This is a genomic window from Sporosarcina sp. FSL K6-1508, from assembly GCF_038007465.1.
Lineage (GTDB): Bacteria > Bacillota > Bacilli > Bacillales_A > Planococcaceae > Sporosarcina > Sporosarcina psychrophila_B.
Genome location: NZ_JBBOXF010000001.1, coordinates 37,079 through 54,981 on the forward strand (window position 1 = coordinate 37,079; position 17,903 = coordinate 54,981).

A 17,903-nucleotide genomic window follows, 5' to 3' on the forward strand; every position below is an offset into this window, starting at 1 on the left:
GATGCCTCCCGCCCTAAGCCAAGCAGCTTCGCCGCCAGTCTTAAGGCTTCGGCTACCCCTTGTTAGGCGCCTTTGCTCTGTTAAAACACATAGTCCTAGTTACTGACACCATACGATTTGAGGCAGCGACTGGCACAATGTACTATCTAAAAAAAGTCCTCGTAATTCGGTTTGTAGGATTAAAGCTCTCCTAACTCCCCATCTTAAAAGGAGACACTCACAATCAATACTACTTAAGTATGTTGGACAGACTTAACCAGTTCCATAAGCTTTTCATTCAACTTCAAAGTCATTTCCCCAGCAGACCCGTCCTTAATATTTTTTCCGTCTATATTAACAATCGGCATGACTTCATTAGTTGTACTTGTAATGAAAACCTCATCTGCCTGCAATAATTCTTCAGTCGTAAATTGTTTTTCAACAAATGGAAAACCAAGACCATTTGCAAGTTCTTTTACCGCCATCCGTGTAATTCCAGCTAAAATATGTTTTGAAAGCGGTGTTGTATAGATTGTCTTGTTGCTTACTATATACACATTAGAACTCGTTCCTTCTGTCACGAAACCATCACTCACAAGAATTGCTTCATAACAACCAGCATCTTGGGCGGTTTGTTTAGCCAGTATATTCGGCAGAAGATTTAATGACTTAATATAACAGTTTGCCCATCGTTCATCTTCATGGAATATCGCATTCATTCCTTTTTCTCTAACCGCATCACTTATCGGTTTCATAGGCCTAATTGTCATCGAAACAGAGACAGGTATGTCTGGAAATAAATGTTTTCGCGTTGCTATCCCTCTTGTAATTTGAATATAGACATCACAATCTGCCAATCCTGATTTTCCAACTGCTTCTTGGACAAGCTGTTGAATCTCTTCTATAGAATGATCACCTTGCAGCCTAATCGCTTGTGCGCTTTTAAATAGCCGTTCAATATGTTCTTCCAACATAAATAATTTACCATCGTAAACGCGAATTACCTCATAGACACCATCGCCAAATTGATGACCTCGTTCGTCGATAGGGATAACAAGCTGCTCAACTGGAATAAATTCACCATTAAAATAACCAATAGTCATTTAATACTCCTCCTCAAGATAGGGCATCGCTATTAATCCGGTAAACCAGTAGATACCAAAGAATTTGTTTATCTAAATCTGAACCCGCCTCTAAAATTCGTTACTTGCTACCTCATTGTGCTGTTTCAAAAACGCTTCGCCTTTATCCGACAGCTTCGTCCCACCCCTACCTTGACGCGCATTGACCAAACCTATCTCCTGCATTTTTTCTAATCGAAGTCGAAGTTGTTGATCGGAAAACTTAATACCAGCATCGTGTAATTTCAGTTTCACTTTTGCACGACCAAAGGATTCGAAATTCCCCTTGGCTTCTTTATAGACAGCTAAGATTGCTAAACTCTCTTCTAAAAAGCCATGTTCTTCGATTTTACCGATAATCGAACTCATTGTTTCTACAGATAAGGAGTTATACTTTTCCTGCCTATCCTCGACTTTTAAACGCTTATCAGTCTGTTGAACCAACACTTTCCTATACTGAAGTTCATTTTCATCATTCCACTTTTCCGCCAATGCCAATTGCGATTTATGAAATCTATTCATTAATAAAACCTGTTCCATTTCAAATTTCATGAATTTAGCTGTCTCCAGCACAGTTTTGAAATCCAGTGTCCTTGGGGCAATATCAATCACATTTTCAAATTCTCTCGGAACAAGTTCCATCTCCCCAGGTGTAACAATCCAATTGATATTAGAAGGCATTAAATTCATAGGGTCATAAGCAATATAGTCGTGCTCAAAATAGATACTTTTAAGGGATATTGCTGTTTCTACAGCATGTTCAATAGTATCGTTAATAACTAGAATCTGTTGTCCATTTAGCAGTTTGTACAGGTCTTTCGTTGCTGCTATATTTACTTCGCGCTTTGCAATAATAATTGGACATGATTCCGGTATGAACGGACGAGTGATTCCCTTTAATATCTCTTTAGACAGGATAACAATATCCTGTTCCGCAATGACATCCATTGTAAGCTCTTGCAGCGTGATTGCAGATAATTCAAATTCATCTCCGAATATCTCCACTAATTGATTGACCACGATGTCTAAATAAGCTTTTTGAATTGAAATAACATGAAGTTTTCGCATCTAATTAACCCCGTAATTCTTCTGCAAAATGACAAGCTACAAAATGACCTTTGCCTAATTCCCGGAACTCGGGTACTTGATCTTTGCATAATTGTTGGGCAAAAGGACAACGAGTGTGGAATGTGCATCCAGAAGGCGGATCGGCCGGACTCGGTATATCCCCTTTTAATATAATTCGATCTCTTCTTAAAGTAGGATCCGGTATTGGAACTGCACTTAGTAAAGCTTTCGTGTAAGGATGAAGTGGACCTCCGAACAATCCATCCCGATCAGCCAATTCGACAAGCCTCCCTAAATACATAACCCCAACCCGGTCCGAAATATGTTCTACTACACTTAAATCATGTGCGATAAATACGTATGTCAAATTATATTGTTCCTGTAAATCTTTTAATAAGTTAAGTATTTGTGATTGAATAGAAACGTCAAGTGCCGAAACCGGTTCATCTGCAATGATGAGCTTTGGATTCACTGCCAGTGCTCGTGCAATACCAATACGTTGGCGCTGCCCACCACTAAACTCATGGGGGTAGCGATTCGCATGGTATCTATTCAACCCGACAACTTCCAATAATTCAATAACACGGTCCGCCCTTTGTGATTTTTCGATATTATGAACGATCAGTGGTTCTTCGATGATTTCCTTTACTGTAAGCCGCGGATTGAGTGACGCATAGGGATCTTGGAAAACCATTTGGAATTCTTTTCGTAGCGGGCGAATTTCATCATCCGTTAAATCAGTGATGTCTTGCCCCTCGAAAACAATTCGTCCTTCCGTCGCATCCAATAACTTCATCAATACTCTGCCGGTAGTGGACTTGCCACAGCCACTTTCTCCAACGATACTTAATGTCTCTCCCTTTTTCACTGTAAAAGAAACACCATCCACTGCCTTTACAAATTCTTTCTTTTTACTGAACAGCTTTTTCTTTATCGGAAAATATTTTTTTATGTTGTGTACTTCCAGTAAGTTCTGACTCATCTTGATGCACCTCCTCATGTAACCAGCACCTGACAGAATGCTTCATTAATACTTCTTTAAATTCAGGTTCTTTTTCCCAGCATATATCCATTGCATGTGGACATCTCGGAGCAAATTTACAACCTTCCGGCATCCTCGATGGTATCGGAACATTACCAGGAATGGATTGCAATCGTTCTACTCTTTCCCCTATCTTAGGAATAGAAGCCAGTAATCCCTGCGTATAAGGATGTTTCGGATTAGCAAAGATTGATAGGACATCGCTTTCTTCTACAGCACGCCCCCCGTACATGACCACAACACGATCACACATTTCTGCAACTACACCTAAATCATGCGTAATAAGTAAAATGGCTGTATCTGTTGTTTTCGTCAAGTTACGCATTAAATCCAATATCTGCGCTTGTATTGTTACATCCAGTGCAGTTGTCGGTTCATCAGCTATCAAGACTTTCGGGTTACAAGCCATGGCCATCGCAATCATGACACGTTGACGCATGCCACCTGACAGCTGATGCGGAAACTCATGGACAATTTTGTCCGGGCGTGAAATTCCAACTGCTGTTAGCATTTCAATTGACCTAACTCTAGCCTGCTTTTTCGACATCTTTAGATGAAGGATAATAGCTTCTTCCAATTGTCGACCGATCTTAAATACAGGATTCAATGAAGTCATTGGTTCCTGAAATATCATCGCAATGTCATTCCCTCGAATTTTCCGGATTTCATTCTCGCTGATTTTGACAAGATCTCTGCCTTCATAAAGAATTTCTCCACCTGCAATATGTCCGGGAGTGTCTTTCAACAACCTCATAATTGAGAGAGAGGTAACACTCTTCCCGCTTCCCGATTCTCCAACGATTCCAAGCGTTTCACCTTTCGAAACTTCAAAAGAGACTCCATCCACTGCTTTTACAACACCGGAATCACTTGTGAAATGTGTTTGAAGGTTAGTTACTTTCAGTACAGTTTGGTTCACTAGAATGCCTCCTTTCTACCAAGTATCAATCCTTAATTTTCGGATCAAGCGCATCGCGTAAGCCATCGCCTAGAAGGTTAAATGCAAGTACAGTGATGAAGATTGCGAGTCCCGGAAAGACTGTCACATGTGGTGCAATATTTAAATAATCCCGGCCACCGCTTAACATGGCACCCCACTCAGGTGAAGGCGGCTGTGCGCCTAACCCAAGGAAACTTAAGCTAGCTGCTGTTAAGATTGCCGAACCGATTCGCATCGTGAAATAGACAATAATACTAGATAATGTTCCTGGAAAGACATGCTTCCAAATAATTCGACGTGGTCTTGCGCCAATTGATTTGGTAGCCTCAACATAAAGGGTTGATTTAACTGCTAGCGTCGAACTGCGTACAATTCGAGCAAACACCGGAACACTGAAAATCGCGACCGCTATGACGACATTGCTAAGCCCAGGTCCCAAAATTGCAATAATACCGATAGCTAACAAGATTCCAGGGAATGCGAGTAATACATCACACATGCGCATGATAATCATGTCGATTTTTCTACCGTAATAGCCAGCAATAAGCCCTAAAAATGTTCCTCCAATTGCTCCTAAAAAAACGGAAGTTAATCCGACGTATAAAGAAATTTGTGTACCAGCGATTATTCTGCTAAAAATGTCCCTGCCATAAGCATCTGTTCCTGCCCAGTGTTGAGCTGTAGGACCCGAAAGTACATTGTCATAATCTGGTTCAGCTATATCGTAAGGCACAAAGTATGGTCCGACAAGCGCAAGTGCAATTAGGAATAGTACAAAAAAGAATGATACAAACGCAAGTTTTTGTTTTTTAAACTTCCTCCAAAACTCAGAGAATGGTGTATTCGATGTAATGTTTTCCAAGGTTCTTTGCATATATTCTTCTTTTTTAGACAGTTTTACTTCGACCACTTTGGTCCCCTCCTTACTCATACCGGATCTGTGGATTCAAGATGCCATACAACAGATCAACAATTAGATTAATTACGATGAATTCTAAAGCAAAGATCATCATTTCTGCTTGAATAACCGGGTAGTCACGATAAGCAACTGAGTCGATTAGTAGTTTTCCTAATCCCGGCCAGCTGAATACAGTTTCAATGACAACTGATCCTCCAAGCAAGAATCCAAACTGCAAGCCTGTCATTGTAACAACAGGAATCATTGCGTTTCTTAAGCCATGTCCCCATGTAACATTACGTTCACTTAATCCCTTTGACCTGCCTGTACGGATATAATCTTCTTTCAGCACATCCATCAAGGATGACCGTGTAAAACGTGCGACTACAGCAGCTACACCAGTTCCGAGAGTGAATGCAGGAAGTATATAACTCTTCCATGACTCCATTCCCCCAGTAGGTAGCCAGCCTAGTGTTACTGCGAAAAGTTGGATGAGCATGAGTCCTAACCAGAATGATGGCAACGATAACCCCGAAACAGCTCCGAACATGCCCAAATAATCCTGCCATTTATTTCTTTTTGTTGCCGAAATTACACCAATCAATAAACCGACAACGACCGCCCATAACATACTCCAAACGGTTAACCAAAACGTTGGCATGAATCGTTCGCCTATCTCTTCGCTCACCGGCCGATTTGTTTTTAGTGAATTCCCCATATCCCCTTTAAAAAGATTCTTCATATAAGTGCCATACTGTTCTACAATCGGCTTATCCAAGCCTAATTCCTTTCTAACCATCTCCACATCTGCTAGTGTTGCATCTTCGCCGGCAACTAGACGGGCTGGATCCCCAGGAATCATATGTACGAATAGAAAAATCAGAATGGACACAATCAACAGGATCGGGACAATTTCGAGTAGTCTTTTAACGATGAATCGAAACATTTTAACCACTCCTTTGGTATAAAGATAGAGCGCTATATATTAATTATATATAGCGCTCTTTTATCAATTCATTCCTCGATTTCGATATCTGATACGCTCAATGAACCATCCGGTAACAGATAGATTCCTTTTAGATAATTTTTCTTACCAGCCAATGTATTGTCGGCAGATAAGAAGACCCAAGGCGCGTCATTCCAAATTGTTTTTTGTGCATCTTCATAAGCTTTTGCACGTTTATCCAAATCTGCTGTTTGCAGACCGTCTAGAATTAGCTGATCCACTTCAGAATTGTCATAATAAGAAACGTTATAAGACTTAGGCGGGAAGGCATCTTTGCCTCCGACAAGTGGACGGATTCCCCAGTCTGCATCTCCAGTAGATGGTGACCATCCACCATAATATAATTCAAGCTCAGCATCATCAGGATTTTGAACAGACCAAATTTTGTCTGAAATCGTGCCTGATTCCATTGGTACAACTTCAACTTCTATACCGACTTGTGCCAACTGCTGTTGTAAGAATTCCATTGCCTTAATCGCACCGGAACTGTTGCCGCCCCAAAGTTTCGCTTTAAAGCCCTTTTCAACGCCAGCTTCTTTTAGTAGGCCTTGTGCCTTTTCTAGATCGAATGCATAAGGCTCTTGTTTTGAGTAGAACTGAACATCAGGTGCAATAATAGAATCCAATACAGTTCCTTGATCGTTCATTACAACTTTAACAAAAGCTTCTTTATTGATTGCATAGTTAAGTGCTTGTCTAACTTTAATATCATCATATGGTTCTTTTAATGTATTCATAGACATATAACGGACAACAATAGAAGGCTTACTTTCTACTTCAATGCCGTTCTTCCCGTTAATTCCCTCCACTTGTTCAGTAGGAACCGGATAGATGAAGTCCGCTTCACCTGTTTGCAACATTGCAATTCTTGATCCATTTTCAGATACCGGTTTAAATGTAATGGAATCTACTTTCGGGAATCCTGCATTCCAATATTCTTCGTTCTTTTCAATTTTCAGGCCTTCACTCGGTTTCCATTCAACAAATTTAAATGCTCCAGTTCCAACAGGATTTCTTGCAACTTCTTTCCCAAACTCTTCTAACGCTTTCGGGCTGTGCATCAACCCAGCTGGGTGAGCGAATGTGTTGATCATCGCGCCAAATGGTTCTGATAATGTAAATTTCACTTCATATTCATTAACAACCTCTGTTGTTTCAATTAAAGCGTAAAGACTATGTCTCTTCAATCCGCTGTTTGGATCTGATAGTCGATCAAAGTTCACTTTTACCGCTTCCGCATTAAAAGGCGTTCCATCATGGAATTTCACATTTTCACGTAATTTGAATGTGAATTCAGTTGCCTCAGCATTTGCCGAATACTCTTCAGCCAAAAGTGGAATCACATTCATATCTTTATCAAATCCTACAAGTCCTTCAAGCATTGCTTTTTGAGCTGAGCCAGATAGCGTGTCATTTGTGTCATGTGGATCCATGCCTGTAAAGTTATCCGCTACAGCAATGACGATATCCTTGCCTTCTTTTTCAGCTGGCTTTCCATCCTCTTTACTAGCATCTTTACTACCCTCTTTTGAATCACTGCTACAGCCGGCTAAAACAAGCAGCATCATTAAGGCAAGTAAAGAAATTAAACCATACGCTTTTTTCATCTTCTTCTCCCCTTTACTTACATTTTTTATGATAAAATGCATTATGCATTTTTCAATGAAAAGATTGGACTTAATTGTCCGATGACTTCCTGTCTCGCATTCTTCAACTTTGGGTAGTGATAGTCATGTAAACGTTCACATTGTTTTTCAGTGAGTAAATCGAGCTGTTTTAACACTTCCACCGCAACAGGCGAAGTTGCTCGACCATTACCATCCTCAATTTTAATGGCAATTCCAAGACCTGTTTCGAGATCACCAATACAGTAAACCCCTTCAGCCCCGGCTTTCCCAAACATTCTACCATCTTCAATTCTCATGAAATCTGAACAAAAGCGATCAGTGCCTCCGACCATTTCTGGTGCCGCCATCATAGCTGCAGTCACTTGCTCAATTGCATTTTTTCTTTTTTCAGGAAAAGATGTTGGTTTTGCCATCTTCGCAAAACTTAATGCGAGGTTTTTTAATGGAATGCCATGGACAGGAACTCCGCAACCGTCAATACCAATTTCTATCTCATTTAAGGGTGTTTCAGAGATATCACTTATCACTTCCATAATTCTTTTCTGAACTGGATGATCCGTTTTATAGTAATCTTCCAAGCTCTCACCCATATGTATGGCTGTAGTTAACATGCCGCTATGTTTCCCCGAACAGTTGTTATATTCGGGCGTGACTTCCTTACCCGCTTTAATTAATGCTTCATACGCTTCTGTCCAGCGTGGAGGATGCGTGCCACATTTCAAATCGTCCGTTCCAAGCCCTAGTCTAGATAAAATTGTTTTTACCCGATCTGTATGCTGACTTTCTCCATTATGTGATGCACAAGCTAATGACAGATCGGCTTGATTGAATTGATAATGGTCAGCTGCTCCTGTTTCAACAATCGGAATTGCTTGTAAAGGTTTCATTGACGAGCGAGCAAACGTTACCCTATTAGGATTTCCTTTGGAATAGAGAAGTTTACCTTCACTATTCACTACTGCAATATGTCCCCAATGCTCACTTTCAACATTATCTCCTCTAATTACATCTACTAAATGTTCAGCATCCATAAGTTACACCTCTAGTTATCTATATTTTCTAATTATATTATCTCATATAACAACACATTACAACCACTAATTCTGAATATATTATGTATTCGAAAATATATTATGAGATAATGCGTTGATATGTGTGAAGGTGCTTGGGTGACTTGTGATGATTTATAGTGATGACAATGGCCAATTCCGGTAATCCCCTAAACACTTGCTCAGTGTACACAAAAACCTCTTCAAGCCACGGATGACTCAAAAAGGTCTATACTAAGTAATTCTATATTTGCGAGCAAATATATTGGCCATAACCGCTCCTAACGTTAAATTGACAACCATGTTAGCCACAGCTGGAACAGCTGCAAGTGAACTGACATGTTCCAACTCAAGCGTCGCAGCGAACGCAGTATTGCAAATTCTGGTGTGAAATAATATGGCTCGGGCATTTTCTTCCGGGACTTTCAATGATTTGGAAATAAAATAATCTACAAATATCGGTATGGAAACTTGAAAGAATACCGCTAGGAAGATCATTGGTAATACCTACAAATTTTCCTGTAATGATACGAATCTGTACTCGCTTGGATAAACGCCCTTCGATCTGTCAATATCACTTGCTCTCGTATTAGACGGGAGAGCTCCTCAACGATCTCTTGCTCTGACGTATTGAAATAGAACATTATGTGAATCCCCATTCTATTAGTTCCAGATACTATTCTTTTAAAGAATTCCCCGGCTCAACTCTTTCAACAAATCAAAGATAAATAAATTCTCTTCACTCAGAAAAAAGAATGCTGGGTATCTATTTCTAGATTTATTAAATTAAATTCTATTCAATACAGTCAACACTAACTGGATTGAGGGCACATTTCACTATCAGTCATAAAATACCCCATGGTTAATTCCTACTTTCCTCTTCTAGCCCTTTCCCCACTCATAATTTGTCCCAGCTCCGCATGAAGTTCATCCCAGGAAAAAATAAACCCTATAATCAATAGATGATCTTCTCCCTCTGTAGGAATTCCAAGAATAATGAAGATATGGATATTTAAACTTTAAGGAGGATAATGAAATTACTGACTACTTGATTCAAATCTTGTCAGACCATTCTTTTTTAGTACTTTTGTAAAAAATTGCTGTAAAATCGTTTACTTTCATTTCACCCCCAGTTTCATCCATCTAACTAAACCAAAATTTTTTGGACAAATTCCACATTTTAATACATAGTGAATAAAGTTATACACATTTTCCACACCGTTTTTTCTGAATTCATCAACACTATTAACAAGTTATTCACACAATTCTAACTATATTCAGTGGATAACTTACACCCATTTATCCTTTTCAATTAACCGTAAAAAGACCTTGCTACTTCCATACTTTCTATCTATCATGTATAGAGAGAAACTAGACTAAAGGGGCATACGTACGATTGAAGAAATTCACATTGTTTTTACTATTATTTATAGCAATATTTCCATCCTTCACTGAAGCAACCGAAGTATCAAATGTAAAATCAATAAAAATCACCGAAACGACACCTGTTTTCGATGAATACAAGAAAGTCGCTGTATTCCTGAAGGGTACCTCACACACGGTAATAAATGAATCGGACCGCTTTTATTACACTGTCATCGGAAATGATAAAGTTAAGTTTTCGAAAAAGAAGGCAGTAATCGTAAAAGGCATACCAAATAACTGGATGGGTGCTCATCCAGTCCGTGCAACGACTTCAAAACCCGTACAGATTTTGGATCGTCCAACAGTCAAAGCAAACAGCCTGGGCCAAATCCAACCGAACATGACAATCAACGTACAAAGATTAAAGGGGAATTACTACCCAATCTTAATAGGCGGTAAAACGGGTTATATACATAAGAACCAGCTAGTAATCGAATCTGGCATCCCTGTTCTGATGTATCACGATCTTGTACGCAGCAAGATTGATCAAAATGCTTCAATATTAGAAGTTCAAAAGTTCAAAGAACAGATGGATTATTTGAAGAAGAATGGTTGGACGACCATTACTCCTCAACAACTAGAATTATGGGTTACAAAAAAGAATGCCCTGCCAAAGAAATCAGTCCTAATTACATTCGATGATGGTTACAAGTCGACAATCGACTTGGCATATCCTATTTTGAAAAACCACGGATTCAAGGCAACTTCATTCTTAATCACCAGCCGTATCGATCGGCCGAACGTGGTTTCAGAAATGGACATAATTCAAACACAGGATGTCTATTCCTATCAAAATCACACGCACCTATTTCATATGTTCAATTCATTTACGAACCTAAGCCTTTTCCAATATGAATCAGAACTGGCAATCTATGAGGATATTCAACAAGCGAATAATTCCATCGAACAGATTCTTGGTGAAGACTATCGAGTAATGGCCCATGCATATCCTTACGGAAAACGCAGTCTGGCCGCAATTCACGCTTTGAAGACTAGCGGTATAACAAGTGCTTACACAATTGATGAAGGCAATGTCTTCCAAGGTGATTCCCTTTACGAACTAAAACGCCAGCGCGTCCACTCTAATATGAACATCAAAGACTTCGCCGATAAATTGCAGGGAAGATGAGAATTGACTTGGTGACAGTCACCAAGTCAATTCGGAAACTATTCCGACAACTAACAATCTGAGAAGACCTCTTCCAATTCGCGAAGAGGTCTTCTTGTTTTATTTCTTATACTCCGGTAACTTGCTTATACGCCAACCCGATTTTTTTACGTATTCGTATGTGACTTCGAATTTATCAAACGTGCCCGTATAGCCGACAGGTACACTTAGTTCAAACACACTTTTATTCTTTTTCGATTTCACTTCCTTAGCTGTCGCAACTCCCCACTGAAGAAGTGAACCCTCGTCAGCTTCTAACTGTGCTAATCTCCTTTTGTGTTTAATGAACCTGTGCTCTTTCATGAACTTTCTGGCGACCTTTTTTGTCACCGACTTTTCAAGTTCAGCCCTCAGCTCCTTCTTCGTGTCCAAGTAACTGGCCATATATCGATATGTCTCGCCTTTATAATTGAACCTTTCATATTCACCTTCACTATAAACCCCTCCTGCTTGTACGAGGCTTACTGTTGTTGCCCAATTCGCTGCAAGCTCCACTGCTTTTTCCGAAGAAACTTCATTTTTTTTCGTAACGACACTATCTGATTTCTGGCACGCCGTACACAACACTAATAATAACGACAATACAACTAGCCAGATCTTTTTTAACTCGATGAAACTACCCTCCTTCATTTTCATTTTTACTAGATTATATGTTTCTCCTTCGGGTGACAGTCACCCATACAACTTCGAAACTATTCAGAATACTATTTTCGAATTTCAACTGTAATCTTGCGTTTTCAATAAATTTAATTTAACCGTCTTTTTAGGGTCATATTTCAAATTTAACCCCTTATCCTGCTTGAAAACTAAGTTTCAGGTCATGCGTGTTATTTGTGACAATTGTCTTTCAAAAGCTGATAGGATATGGTGATCGAAACGAGATGATGGAGAATAGCAGAAGTGAATTACTGGAGGATTATTTACTTCAATCAGACAGAATAAGGGGGATAAACAAAATGGCAAGAATAAATCGCAAGTGGGATCCGAATTACTTTGATCATGTTGTAATGCGCGGTAATAACCGGCAGCATATCTTTTCCAACAGAATGGACATAGCGGTACTTTTCCACACCCTCAACTATGCGAATACCAAACATCCTTTTACGGTTATTGCTTATTGCATCATGAATAACCATTTCCACTTACTAATTCGTTCGCCCGAAGTTCCGCTAGGCAAGGTGATGGGGCTTATTAATAAACAGTACAGCAATTATTACAGAAAAAAATACAACTACACCGGATATCTATATGAAAGCCGTTATTTTGCTCGTATGGTGCCTGATCCTATCGCCCTGCTCTCCGTAAGTGCATACATACACCAGAATCCAGTTGCGACCAAGAAACCCATGGTTAAGCGAATGGAAAACTATCCATACAGCTCATTCCGCTTATATCATAGAAACATTGAATCACCCTACCCATTTCTTGATCTCACTGTTTTGCCCTCTCTCCTCCCAGAACCTTATGACACAACGCGTAATGGCTACACAAAATTCTGTGAGGACTTTCAACACAACGAAAAGATAAAAAAATATATAAAAGCAACATCCCTGAATCATTAACTGGTTCCGGATGCTGCTTTTGTGTAGACTATTCTTATAAGCAAATTTTTATAATGCAAACTAATCAAACATTCAAGTTTGTTGTGTTTGTTTTAGAATTCACTGGGTGACTGTCACCCTTCAAGCTCTGACGGTATATCTTGGAATTCTACTGATTCCAACAAGCCTTCAGATTTCATCTTATTAACAAATTCAATTAGTTCAATCTTCATTTTATATATTTCTATGTCTTTAGGTTCAATAGCAAATTGGTCGTTTGTCATTTCCATGGACACGATCTCACCCCCTTCAAAAGAATGGTTAAGTACGCATTCGATTTAAAATACTGGAAATCAGTTCAAAACCACGACTCAGAACTTTTTTACATCTGAAGCCAAAAGTGTCTTCTTTCTTTTTTCTACCTTTAGTTTCCTTACTAAGTTCCTTAAAATAAACGTCTTCAATTCGCATACGTTCTACTCCTCTATTCTTGCTACACTAAACATACCACTCATAAGGCTAGAGGAATATCCAATTAGGTTGGGACATTTTTTTCTAAACTATTCATTATTTAGCCATTTCAAGAATTAATTTCTCACATTTAAATGGTATGATAAATGTACTGTATGTACTATACTATAAAAGAGAGGAATTCGCTAATGAAAGTTGGTCATTTAATTAAGGCAGAACGAATTAGACAAGAAATGAAACAATTGGTATTGGCGAAAGGAATTTGCACGCCTTCTTACCTATCCAAAATTGAACGGAACTTAATTTTACCAAGTGAAGACATCGTCAGCTTATTATTTAACCGTTTAGGTATTGATCCAACGAAGTTACAAAAAAGTGATCAGCAATCGGAAATTGATTTCGAGAAAATGCTAAAAGATGCTTATAAAGAAGTAATTACAAATCGTGATGAAAATTTCACGAAACAAAAACTTAATCACCTGGAGCAGCATAGTCCCTTATTTGAAAATCAATCGCTCTATTACACGTACCTCTTAATCGTATTAAGGTTTCGAATTATTTTAAGGCTAAATTTAGATGAACGAAAAAAAGAAATTGAAGACTTACAGGTATTAAGTGAAGACTTTGACCCTCGTCAAATGTATTTATATAAAATAAACCAGGCAATCTATTACTATTCGACAGAAAACCGAAGTAAATCGATCGAATATTTCGAAGATGTGTTATTATTAGTCGATGAGGTTTTATTAGAGAGTTGGGAAAAAGCAGAACTGAATTATATGATAGGATTAGTTTACACTGTTGATAGCCGTATTTTAACTTCCATTGAATATATCAGAAAGGCCCTTGGCTATTTCAGAGAAAACTTTCTAATGAAGCGAGTATTAGATTGTTACATTTTAATTGGAATTACGCATAAGAAAAGCGAACAGTTTCCAGAAGCCTATGAATCCTATTTAAAAGCAATGCAAATCTGTGATGAGTTTAACTTAGACCATGAAAAAAGAATTGTTTACCACAACTTGGGATCACTCTCCAGTATAATGGGTAATAACGAAGAAGCTATCCGTTATTACAAACTAAGTATCCAGTATATTACTAATGAGGACGGCCCCCTTATATCAATACATTGTTTAGTAATCGAGTATACAAAAATGAATAACAAGGAACTCGCTAATCACTGGTGTGATGAGGGAATCTCATTATTTTTACAATTAAATGATAAGAACTTCACGTCCTATTATCATCATTTTAGTATCTTTAAATCACTTCATAGTGAACCAGGTCTATCTGAAACTATTACCAAACAAGCGATTGATTACTTTAAAACAATACAGGACTATCAATATGTCCATAAATATTCTATTCTTTTAGCTGAATGGCACTTCAAAAATAGGAAATATAAACTATCATCTATTTATTACCAAGAAGCAAATAGATATGGTTATATTTATAGAAAAATTAAAAGATGGGAGGATCTATAATGAAGAAAATTTTATCTGTTCTTTTACTTGTAATAATTCTAGGTGGAGCTGTAGGGAATGAGGCCCACGCTTCTAAAGACCTGTTTCCTAAATTAACAAAAACATCAAGCATCACAGTCGACCACCTAAAATAAGCAACACAAAGGGAGCACTTCTCAGCCGAGGTGCTCCCTTCGTCATTTCTACATTTACAAAAAGAAGTTCGATCGGCTCATCACATCACCCATTATGGTATCCCCTACTACACTAAGAAAGATGGAAAAAGCAATTCCAAAAATCACAATATAGACGATGACACAGTATAACGGATCAAGTGCCGATTCCTCTTGCGGCAACAGTTTTATTAGTATGTATAGCGGTACAATGAAAAATGCAATTATAAGTGCGAATGACAGCAATAAATTTCCGAAAACGTAAGCTTTTAATAGGATTAATACTAAAGCAATCACTACGAGGAATGTAGAAGGAATAAGGTGTGTGCTATAAATACCGACGATATTTTTAAATGTTTGGTCGGGTCCAAGGAATTTGGTCGTAAGGAGTAATGATCCTATGACTAACGCAGTGATGAACAGAATAAGTAATAGTGAGTTACTCATCGTTGAAAAAAAGGATAACCCATACGAGGAACCGATTGATGTCATGACCGAAAAGAATGCAAGACCTACGAGTAATCCTAGGATTACAATAGTAACAAGACCATTCACAAATTCTTTTTCACCATGCTTTAATGCTTCAGAAGGACGCCTCAAATAGTTCAGGAAGTAGCTCCCATACATTTTAGATGTCCCTTTCACCTTTTCTATAAATTCATTCGGCGATGCCTCAGATTTTGCAATCGCCCTACTCCGTGTTTGCTCCATCTCGATTTGCTGATCACCCATCGCCGTTCCGCATACTGCACAAAACCTACCTTCATTTTGCTTATGTCCACAATTTATGCAATGCAATCCATTTCTCCTCCATTTTTATCATTCATCAATCTTTTTTCACCATTACAAAAGCAAATAAGCAATCGGCGTTACAATCAACAATGTCAGGATGACGCGTTGAACCCAAATGACAAGGAGTTGTGGTATTGTGATCGGAATTTCAGTAGAGACGATACAAGGAACAACTGCCGAAAAGAAGATGATAGACGATACAGAAACGACAGCAATTACGAATTTTACTATGAGCGTTGACTGTACAACGAGTAATGCCGGTAAAAACATTTCTGCGATGCCAAGTGCACCTGCTTTCGCGACAAGCATCGGTTCTGGTAATTGAAGGGCCGCCGTGAAAGGATAGAATATGTAGCCTATCCAATCGAATATGGGTGTAAATTCGGCCAAAACAAGGCCTAACAGCCCGATGGAAAGAATGGAAGGTAAAATAGCCATAACCATCAGACATCCATCCCGAAAGTTAGTCCATATATTCTGTGTAAATGAAGGGACATTCGCTACCGTTGCCGAAGCCTCTTTCCAAGCAACTGCAAAACGATTTCCTACCGGTTTCACCTCAGGCTGTGGTGTCGCGCCTTCATAATAATTATTTTTTATTGAACGTAAGGGCCACAGGTGAACCGTAATCGCTGTCACTAAGAATGTCACAACTAATGTAGTCCAAAAGTAAAGATTCCAAATTGACATTAAATCCAACGTTTTTGCCACGACGACCATAAATGTTGCAGATACTGTTGAAAACCCAGTCGCAATAATTGCCGCCTCGCGTGCTGTATACTTCCCTTCTTTATATACACGATTTGTTATCAACAGGCCCAACGAATAGGAACCTACAAATGACGCTACAGCATCAATTGCAGAACGACCGGGAGTCTTCCAAATGGGGCGCATAACAGGTTGTAACAACACACCGACAAATTCAAGCAAGCCATAGCCTACAAGCAACGCGAGAAATACAGCTCCAATTGGCACGAGCAAGCCCACTGGGATGACTAATTTGTTTAATAAAAACGGACCCATATCCGCATCAAATAGCCAAGCAGGTCCAATATTGAAGATAAGCAAAACGCCGACCACAAGTCCAATCACTTTGAAGATTGAAAAAACAAGATTCACCTTCGACTTTTTCCACGTTCCGGAAATAAACGGATACAAAGCCCCTGCCAAAATAACAATTAACGCATAATACGGCAATACTCCACTCACATTTGTTTGAATCCATGACACGATATGATCCAACATAATTGAGCTTTTATCGCCTATCGTGACAGGAACGAAAAACATAAAAGCTCCGATAAAACTAAAGACAAAAAACTTCCACATGCCTAAGTTTGAGCGTGGTTTCTCCTTTTCCCCCACTTGTTGCACTCCACTTCCCCCTTTGTAAAATATTTTTCCTGTACAAAACATCATAATTACTCCAATCTATTCTTCAACACTCCCCTTATATTCTTAAAGCATCACATTTCCAGCAAGAAACGAAAAAAATCCCCTGCGTCACATAAAATGACCGTGGGATTCCATTTATCGGAAAGACTTATATTGATAATCAACATATTGTACATATTGCGCAAAAATTCATGTTTGTTCTGTTTGTTTTAGAATTTACTTGGTGACAGTCACCCAACGAACACCCATCAAATGCTGAACGTTGCATCCCTCATCGCATCCACATAAAAAACAAAAAGAATGTTTCGACAAAATTCGCCTTTTCAATACCTGTGGATAAGGTTACTAACGTTATACCTACCACTCTCTATACATTCCCACCCTTTGGGAACATGTTAACCACAGCTTATCCACCTTTATCTGTGGATAACGGAACGGTTGTTCTTAATCCTAAACTTTGGTAGATTAGTAATATACCCTTGACTCGTACCATTCTATGCAAACACATTTCAATTTAGTACACATATCTATAATATAGGAGGTGAAATTCAAAATGAGCAAACTCCCTGATGACTTATTGATTGAATCCTATTTCAAAGCAAAAGACATCAAACTATGCCCTCACTTCATTCAGTTGCTAGAAGCAGAAATCCGCCGTCGATCTTTACAGGTTGAAGTACAACTTTCTTCATGATCCTGCAGACGCCCTTTTAGGGGCTTTTTTTTGCACACAAAAAGCACCAGGTT

Annotated in this window: 18 protein-coding genes; 5 read left to right on the top strand and 13 right to left on the bottom strand. The window is 38.8% G+C overall.

The window, feature by feature from the left end:
• Positions 1–233: 233 nt before the first annotated feature.
• The 8 genes from dat to MKZ11_RS00180 form a co-directional block, all read right to left on the bottom strand.
• Positions 234–1,082 carry a D-amino-acid transaminase gene (gene dat, locus MKZ11_RS00145; RefSeq protein WP_340792059.1) on the bottom strand — a complete coding sequence of 283 codons (849 nt, stop codon included), beginning with the start codon at positions 1,080–1,082 and terminating at the stop codon, positions 234–236.
• A gap of 90 nt (positions 1,083–1,172) precedes the next feature.
• Entirely contained in the window at positions 1,173–2,168 is a 996-nt protein-coding gene (locus MKZ11_RS00150) for a winged-helix domain-containing protein (RefSeq protein WP_340792060.1), read from the bottom strand.
• A 4-nt stretch (positions 2,169–2,172) separates the two neighbouring features.
• Positions 2,173–3,150: an ABC transporter ATP-binding protein gene (locus tag MKZ11_RS00155; RefSeq protein WP_340792061.1), complete on the bottom strand. Its 978-nt coding sequence runs from the start codon at positions 3,148–3,150 to the stop codon at positions 2,173–2,175.
• Positions 3,080–4,129, bottom strand: coding sequence for an ABC transporter ATP-binding protein (locus MKZ11_RS00160; protein WP_340792062.1), 1,050 nt, complete (start codon positions 4,127–4,129; stop codon positions 3,080–3,082). The genes MKZ11_RS00155 and MKZ11_RS00160 overlap by 71 nt, the downstream gene beginning before the upstream one ends.
• Before the next feature lie 25 nt (positions 4,130–4,154).
• Positions 4,155–5,024: an ABC transporter permease subunit gene (locus MKZ11_RS00165; RefSeq protein WP_340796865.1), complete on the bottom strand. Its 870-nt coding sequence runs from the start codon at positions 5,022–5,024 to the stop codon at positions 4,155–4,157.
• A 49-nt stretch (positions 5,025–5,073) separates the two neighbouring features.
• Complete coding sequence (gene gsiC / locus MKZ11_RS00170; RefSeq protein WP_340792063.1) at positions 5,074–5,994, bottom strand: glutathione ABC transporter permease GsiC; 921 nt, start codon at positions 5,992–5,994, stop codon at positions 5,074–5,076.
• Between the two features lie 68 nt (positions 5,995–6,062).
• The gene (locus tag MKZ11_RS00175; RefSeq protein ID WP_340792064.1) at positions 6,063–7,661 is read right to left on the bottom strand and encodes a glutathione ABC transporter substrate-binding protein; all 1,599 of its coding nucleotides are present in this window, start codon (positions 7,659–7,661) and stop codon (positions 6,063–6,065) included.
• A gap of 41 nt (positions 7,662–7,702) precedes the next feature.
• Positions 7,703–8,713 carry an asparaginase gene (locus tag MKZ11_RS00180; protein WP_340792065.1) on the bottom strand — a complete coding sequence of 337 codons (1,011 nt, stop codon included), beginning with the start codon at positions 8,711–8,713 and terminating at the stop codon, positions 7,703–7,705.
• A gap of 1,414 nt (positions 8,714–10,127) precedes the next feature.
• On the opposite strand from MKZ11_RS00180, the gene MKZ11_RS00185 reads away from it, so the two are divergent.
• Positions 10,128–11,285: a polysaccharide deacetylase family protein gene (locus MKZ11_RS00185; RefSeq protein WP_340792066.1), complete on the top strand. Its 1,158-nt coding sequence runs from the start codon at positions 10,128–10,130 to the stop codon at positions 11,283–11,285.
• A gap of 99 nt (positions 11,286–11,384) precedes the next feature.
• On the opposite strand, the gene MKZ11_RS00190 is transcribed toward MKZ11_RS00185, so the two are convergent.
• A complete protein-coding gene (locus MKZ11_RS00190) occupies positions 11,385–11,960 on the bottom strand; it encodes a DL-endopeptidase inhibitor IseA family protein (protein WP_340792067.1) in 576 nt (191 codons plus the stop codon).
• Between the two features lie 320 nt (positions 11,961–12,280).
• Here MKZ11_RS00190 and MKZ11_RS00195 point away from each other — a divergent pair, with 320 nt between their 5' ends.
• Positions 12,281–12,886 carry a transposase gene (locus MKZ11_RS00195; RefSeq protein WP_340792068.1) on the top strand — a complete coding sequence of 202 codons (606 nt, stop codon included), beginning with the start codon at positions 12,281–12,283 and terminating at the stop codon, positions 12,884–12,886.
• Between the two features lie 113 nt (positions 12,887–12,999).
• Here the strand turns inward: MKZ11_RS00195 and MKZ11_RS00200 are convergent, their stop codons facing one another.
• Together MKZ11_RS00200 and MKZ11_RS00205 are read right to left on the bottom strand one after the other, a co-directional pair.
• On the bottom strand, positions 13,000–13,161 hold the full coding sequence (locus MKZ11_RS00200) for a hypothetical protein (protein ID WP_340792069.1): 162 nt from the start codon (positions 13,159–13,161) through the stop codon (positions 13,000–13,002).
• Positions 13,162–13,186: 25 nt separating this feature from the next.
• Positions 13,187–13,336, bottom strand: a complete 150-nt coding sequence (locus MKZ11_RS00205) for a hypothetical protein (protein WP_340792070.1) — start codon at positions 13,334–13,336, stop codon at positions 13,187–13,189.
• A gap of 188 nt (positions 13,337–13,524) precedes the next feature.
• Between MKZ11_RS00205 and MKZ11_RS00210 the strand changes: the two genes are divergently transcribed.
• Positions 13,525–14,820 carry a tetratricopeptide repeat protein gene (locus tag MKZ11_RS00210; RefSeq protein WP_340792071.1) on the top strand — a complete coding sequence of 432 codons (1,296 nt, stop codon included), beginning with the start codon at positions 13,525–13,527 and terminating at the stop codon, positions 14,818–14,820.
• Positions 14,820–14,954: a hypothetical protein gene (locus tag MKZ11_RS00215; RefSeq protein ID WP_340792072.1), complete on the top strand. Its 135-nt coding sequence runs from the start codon at positions 14,820–14,822 to the stop codon at positions 14,952–14,954. The genes MKZ11_RS00210 and MKZ11_RS00215 overlap by 1 nt, the downstream gene beginning before the upstream one ends.
• A gap of 54 nt (positions 14,955–15,008) precedes the next feature.
• Here the strand turns inward: MKZ11_RS00215 and MKZ11_RS00220 are convergent, their stop codons facing one another.
• Together MKZ11_RS00220 and MKZ11_RS00225 are read right to left on the bottom strand one after the other, a co-directional pair.
• Positions 15,009–15,770 (bottom strand): hypothetical protein, encoded by a 762-nt coding sequence (locus tag MKZ11_RS00220; RefSeq protein ID WP_340792073.1) that lies wholly within the window; start codon positions 15,768–15,770, stop codon positions 15,009–15,011.
• A gap of 45 nt (positions 15,771–15,815) precedes the next feature.
• Positions 15,816–17,090: a YjiH family protein gene (locus MKZ11_RS00225; protein ID WP_340796866.1), complete on the bottom strand. Its 1,275-nt coding sequence runs from the start codon at positions 17,088–17,090 to the stop codon at positions 15,816–15,818.
• Between the two features lie 619 nt (positions 17,091–17,709).
• Here MKZ11_RS00225 and MKZ11_RS00230 point away from each other — a divergent pair.
• Positions 17,710–17,850: a sporulation histidine kinase inhibitor Sda gene (locus MKZ11_RS00230; protein WP_340792074.1), complete on the top strand. Its 141-nt coding sequence runs from the start codon at positions 17,710–17,712 to the stop codon at positions 17,848–17,850.
• Positions 17,851–17,903: the final 53 nt, after the last annotated feature.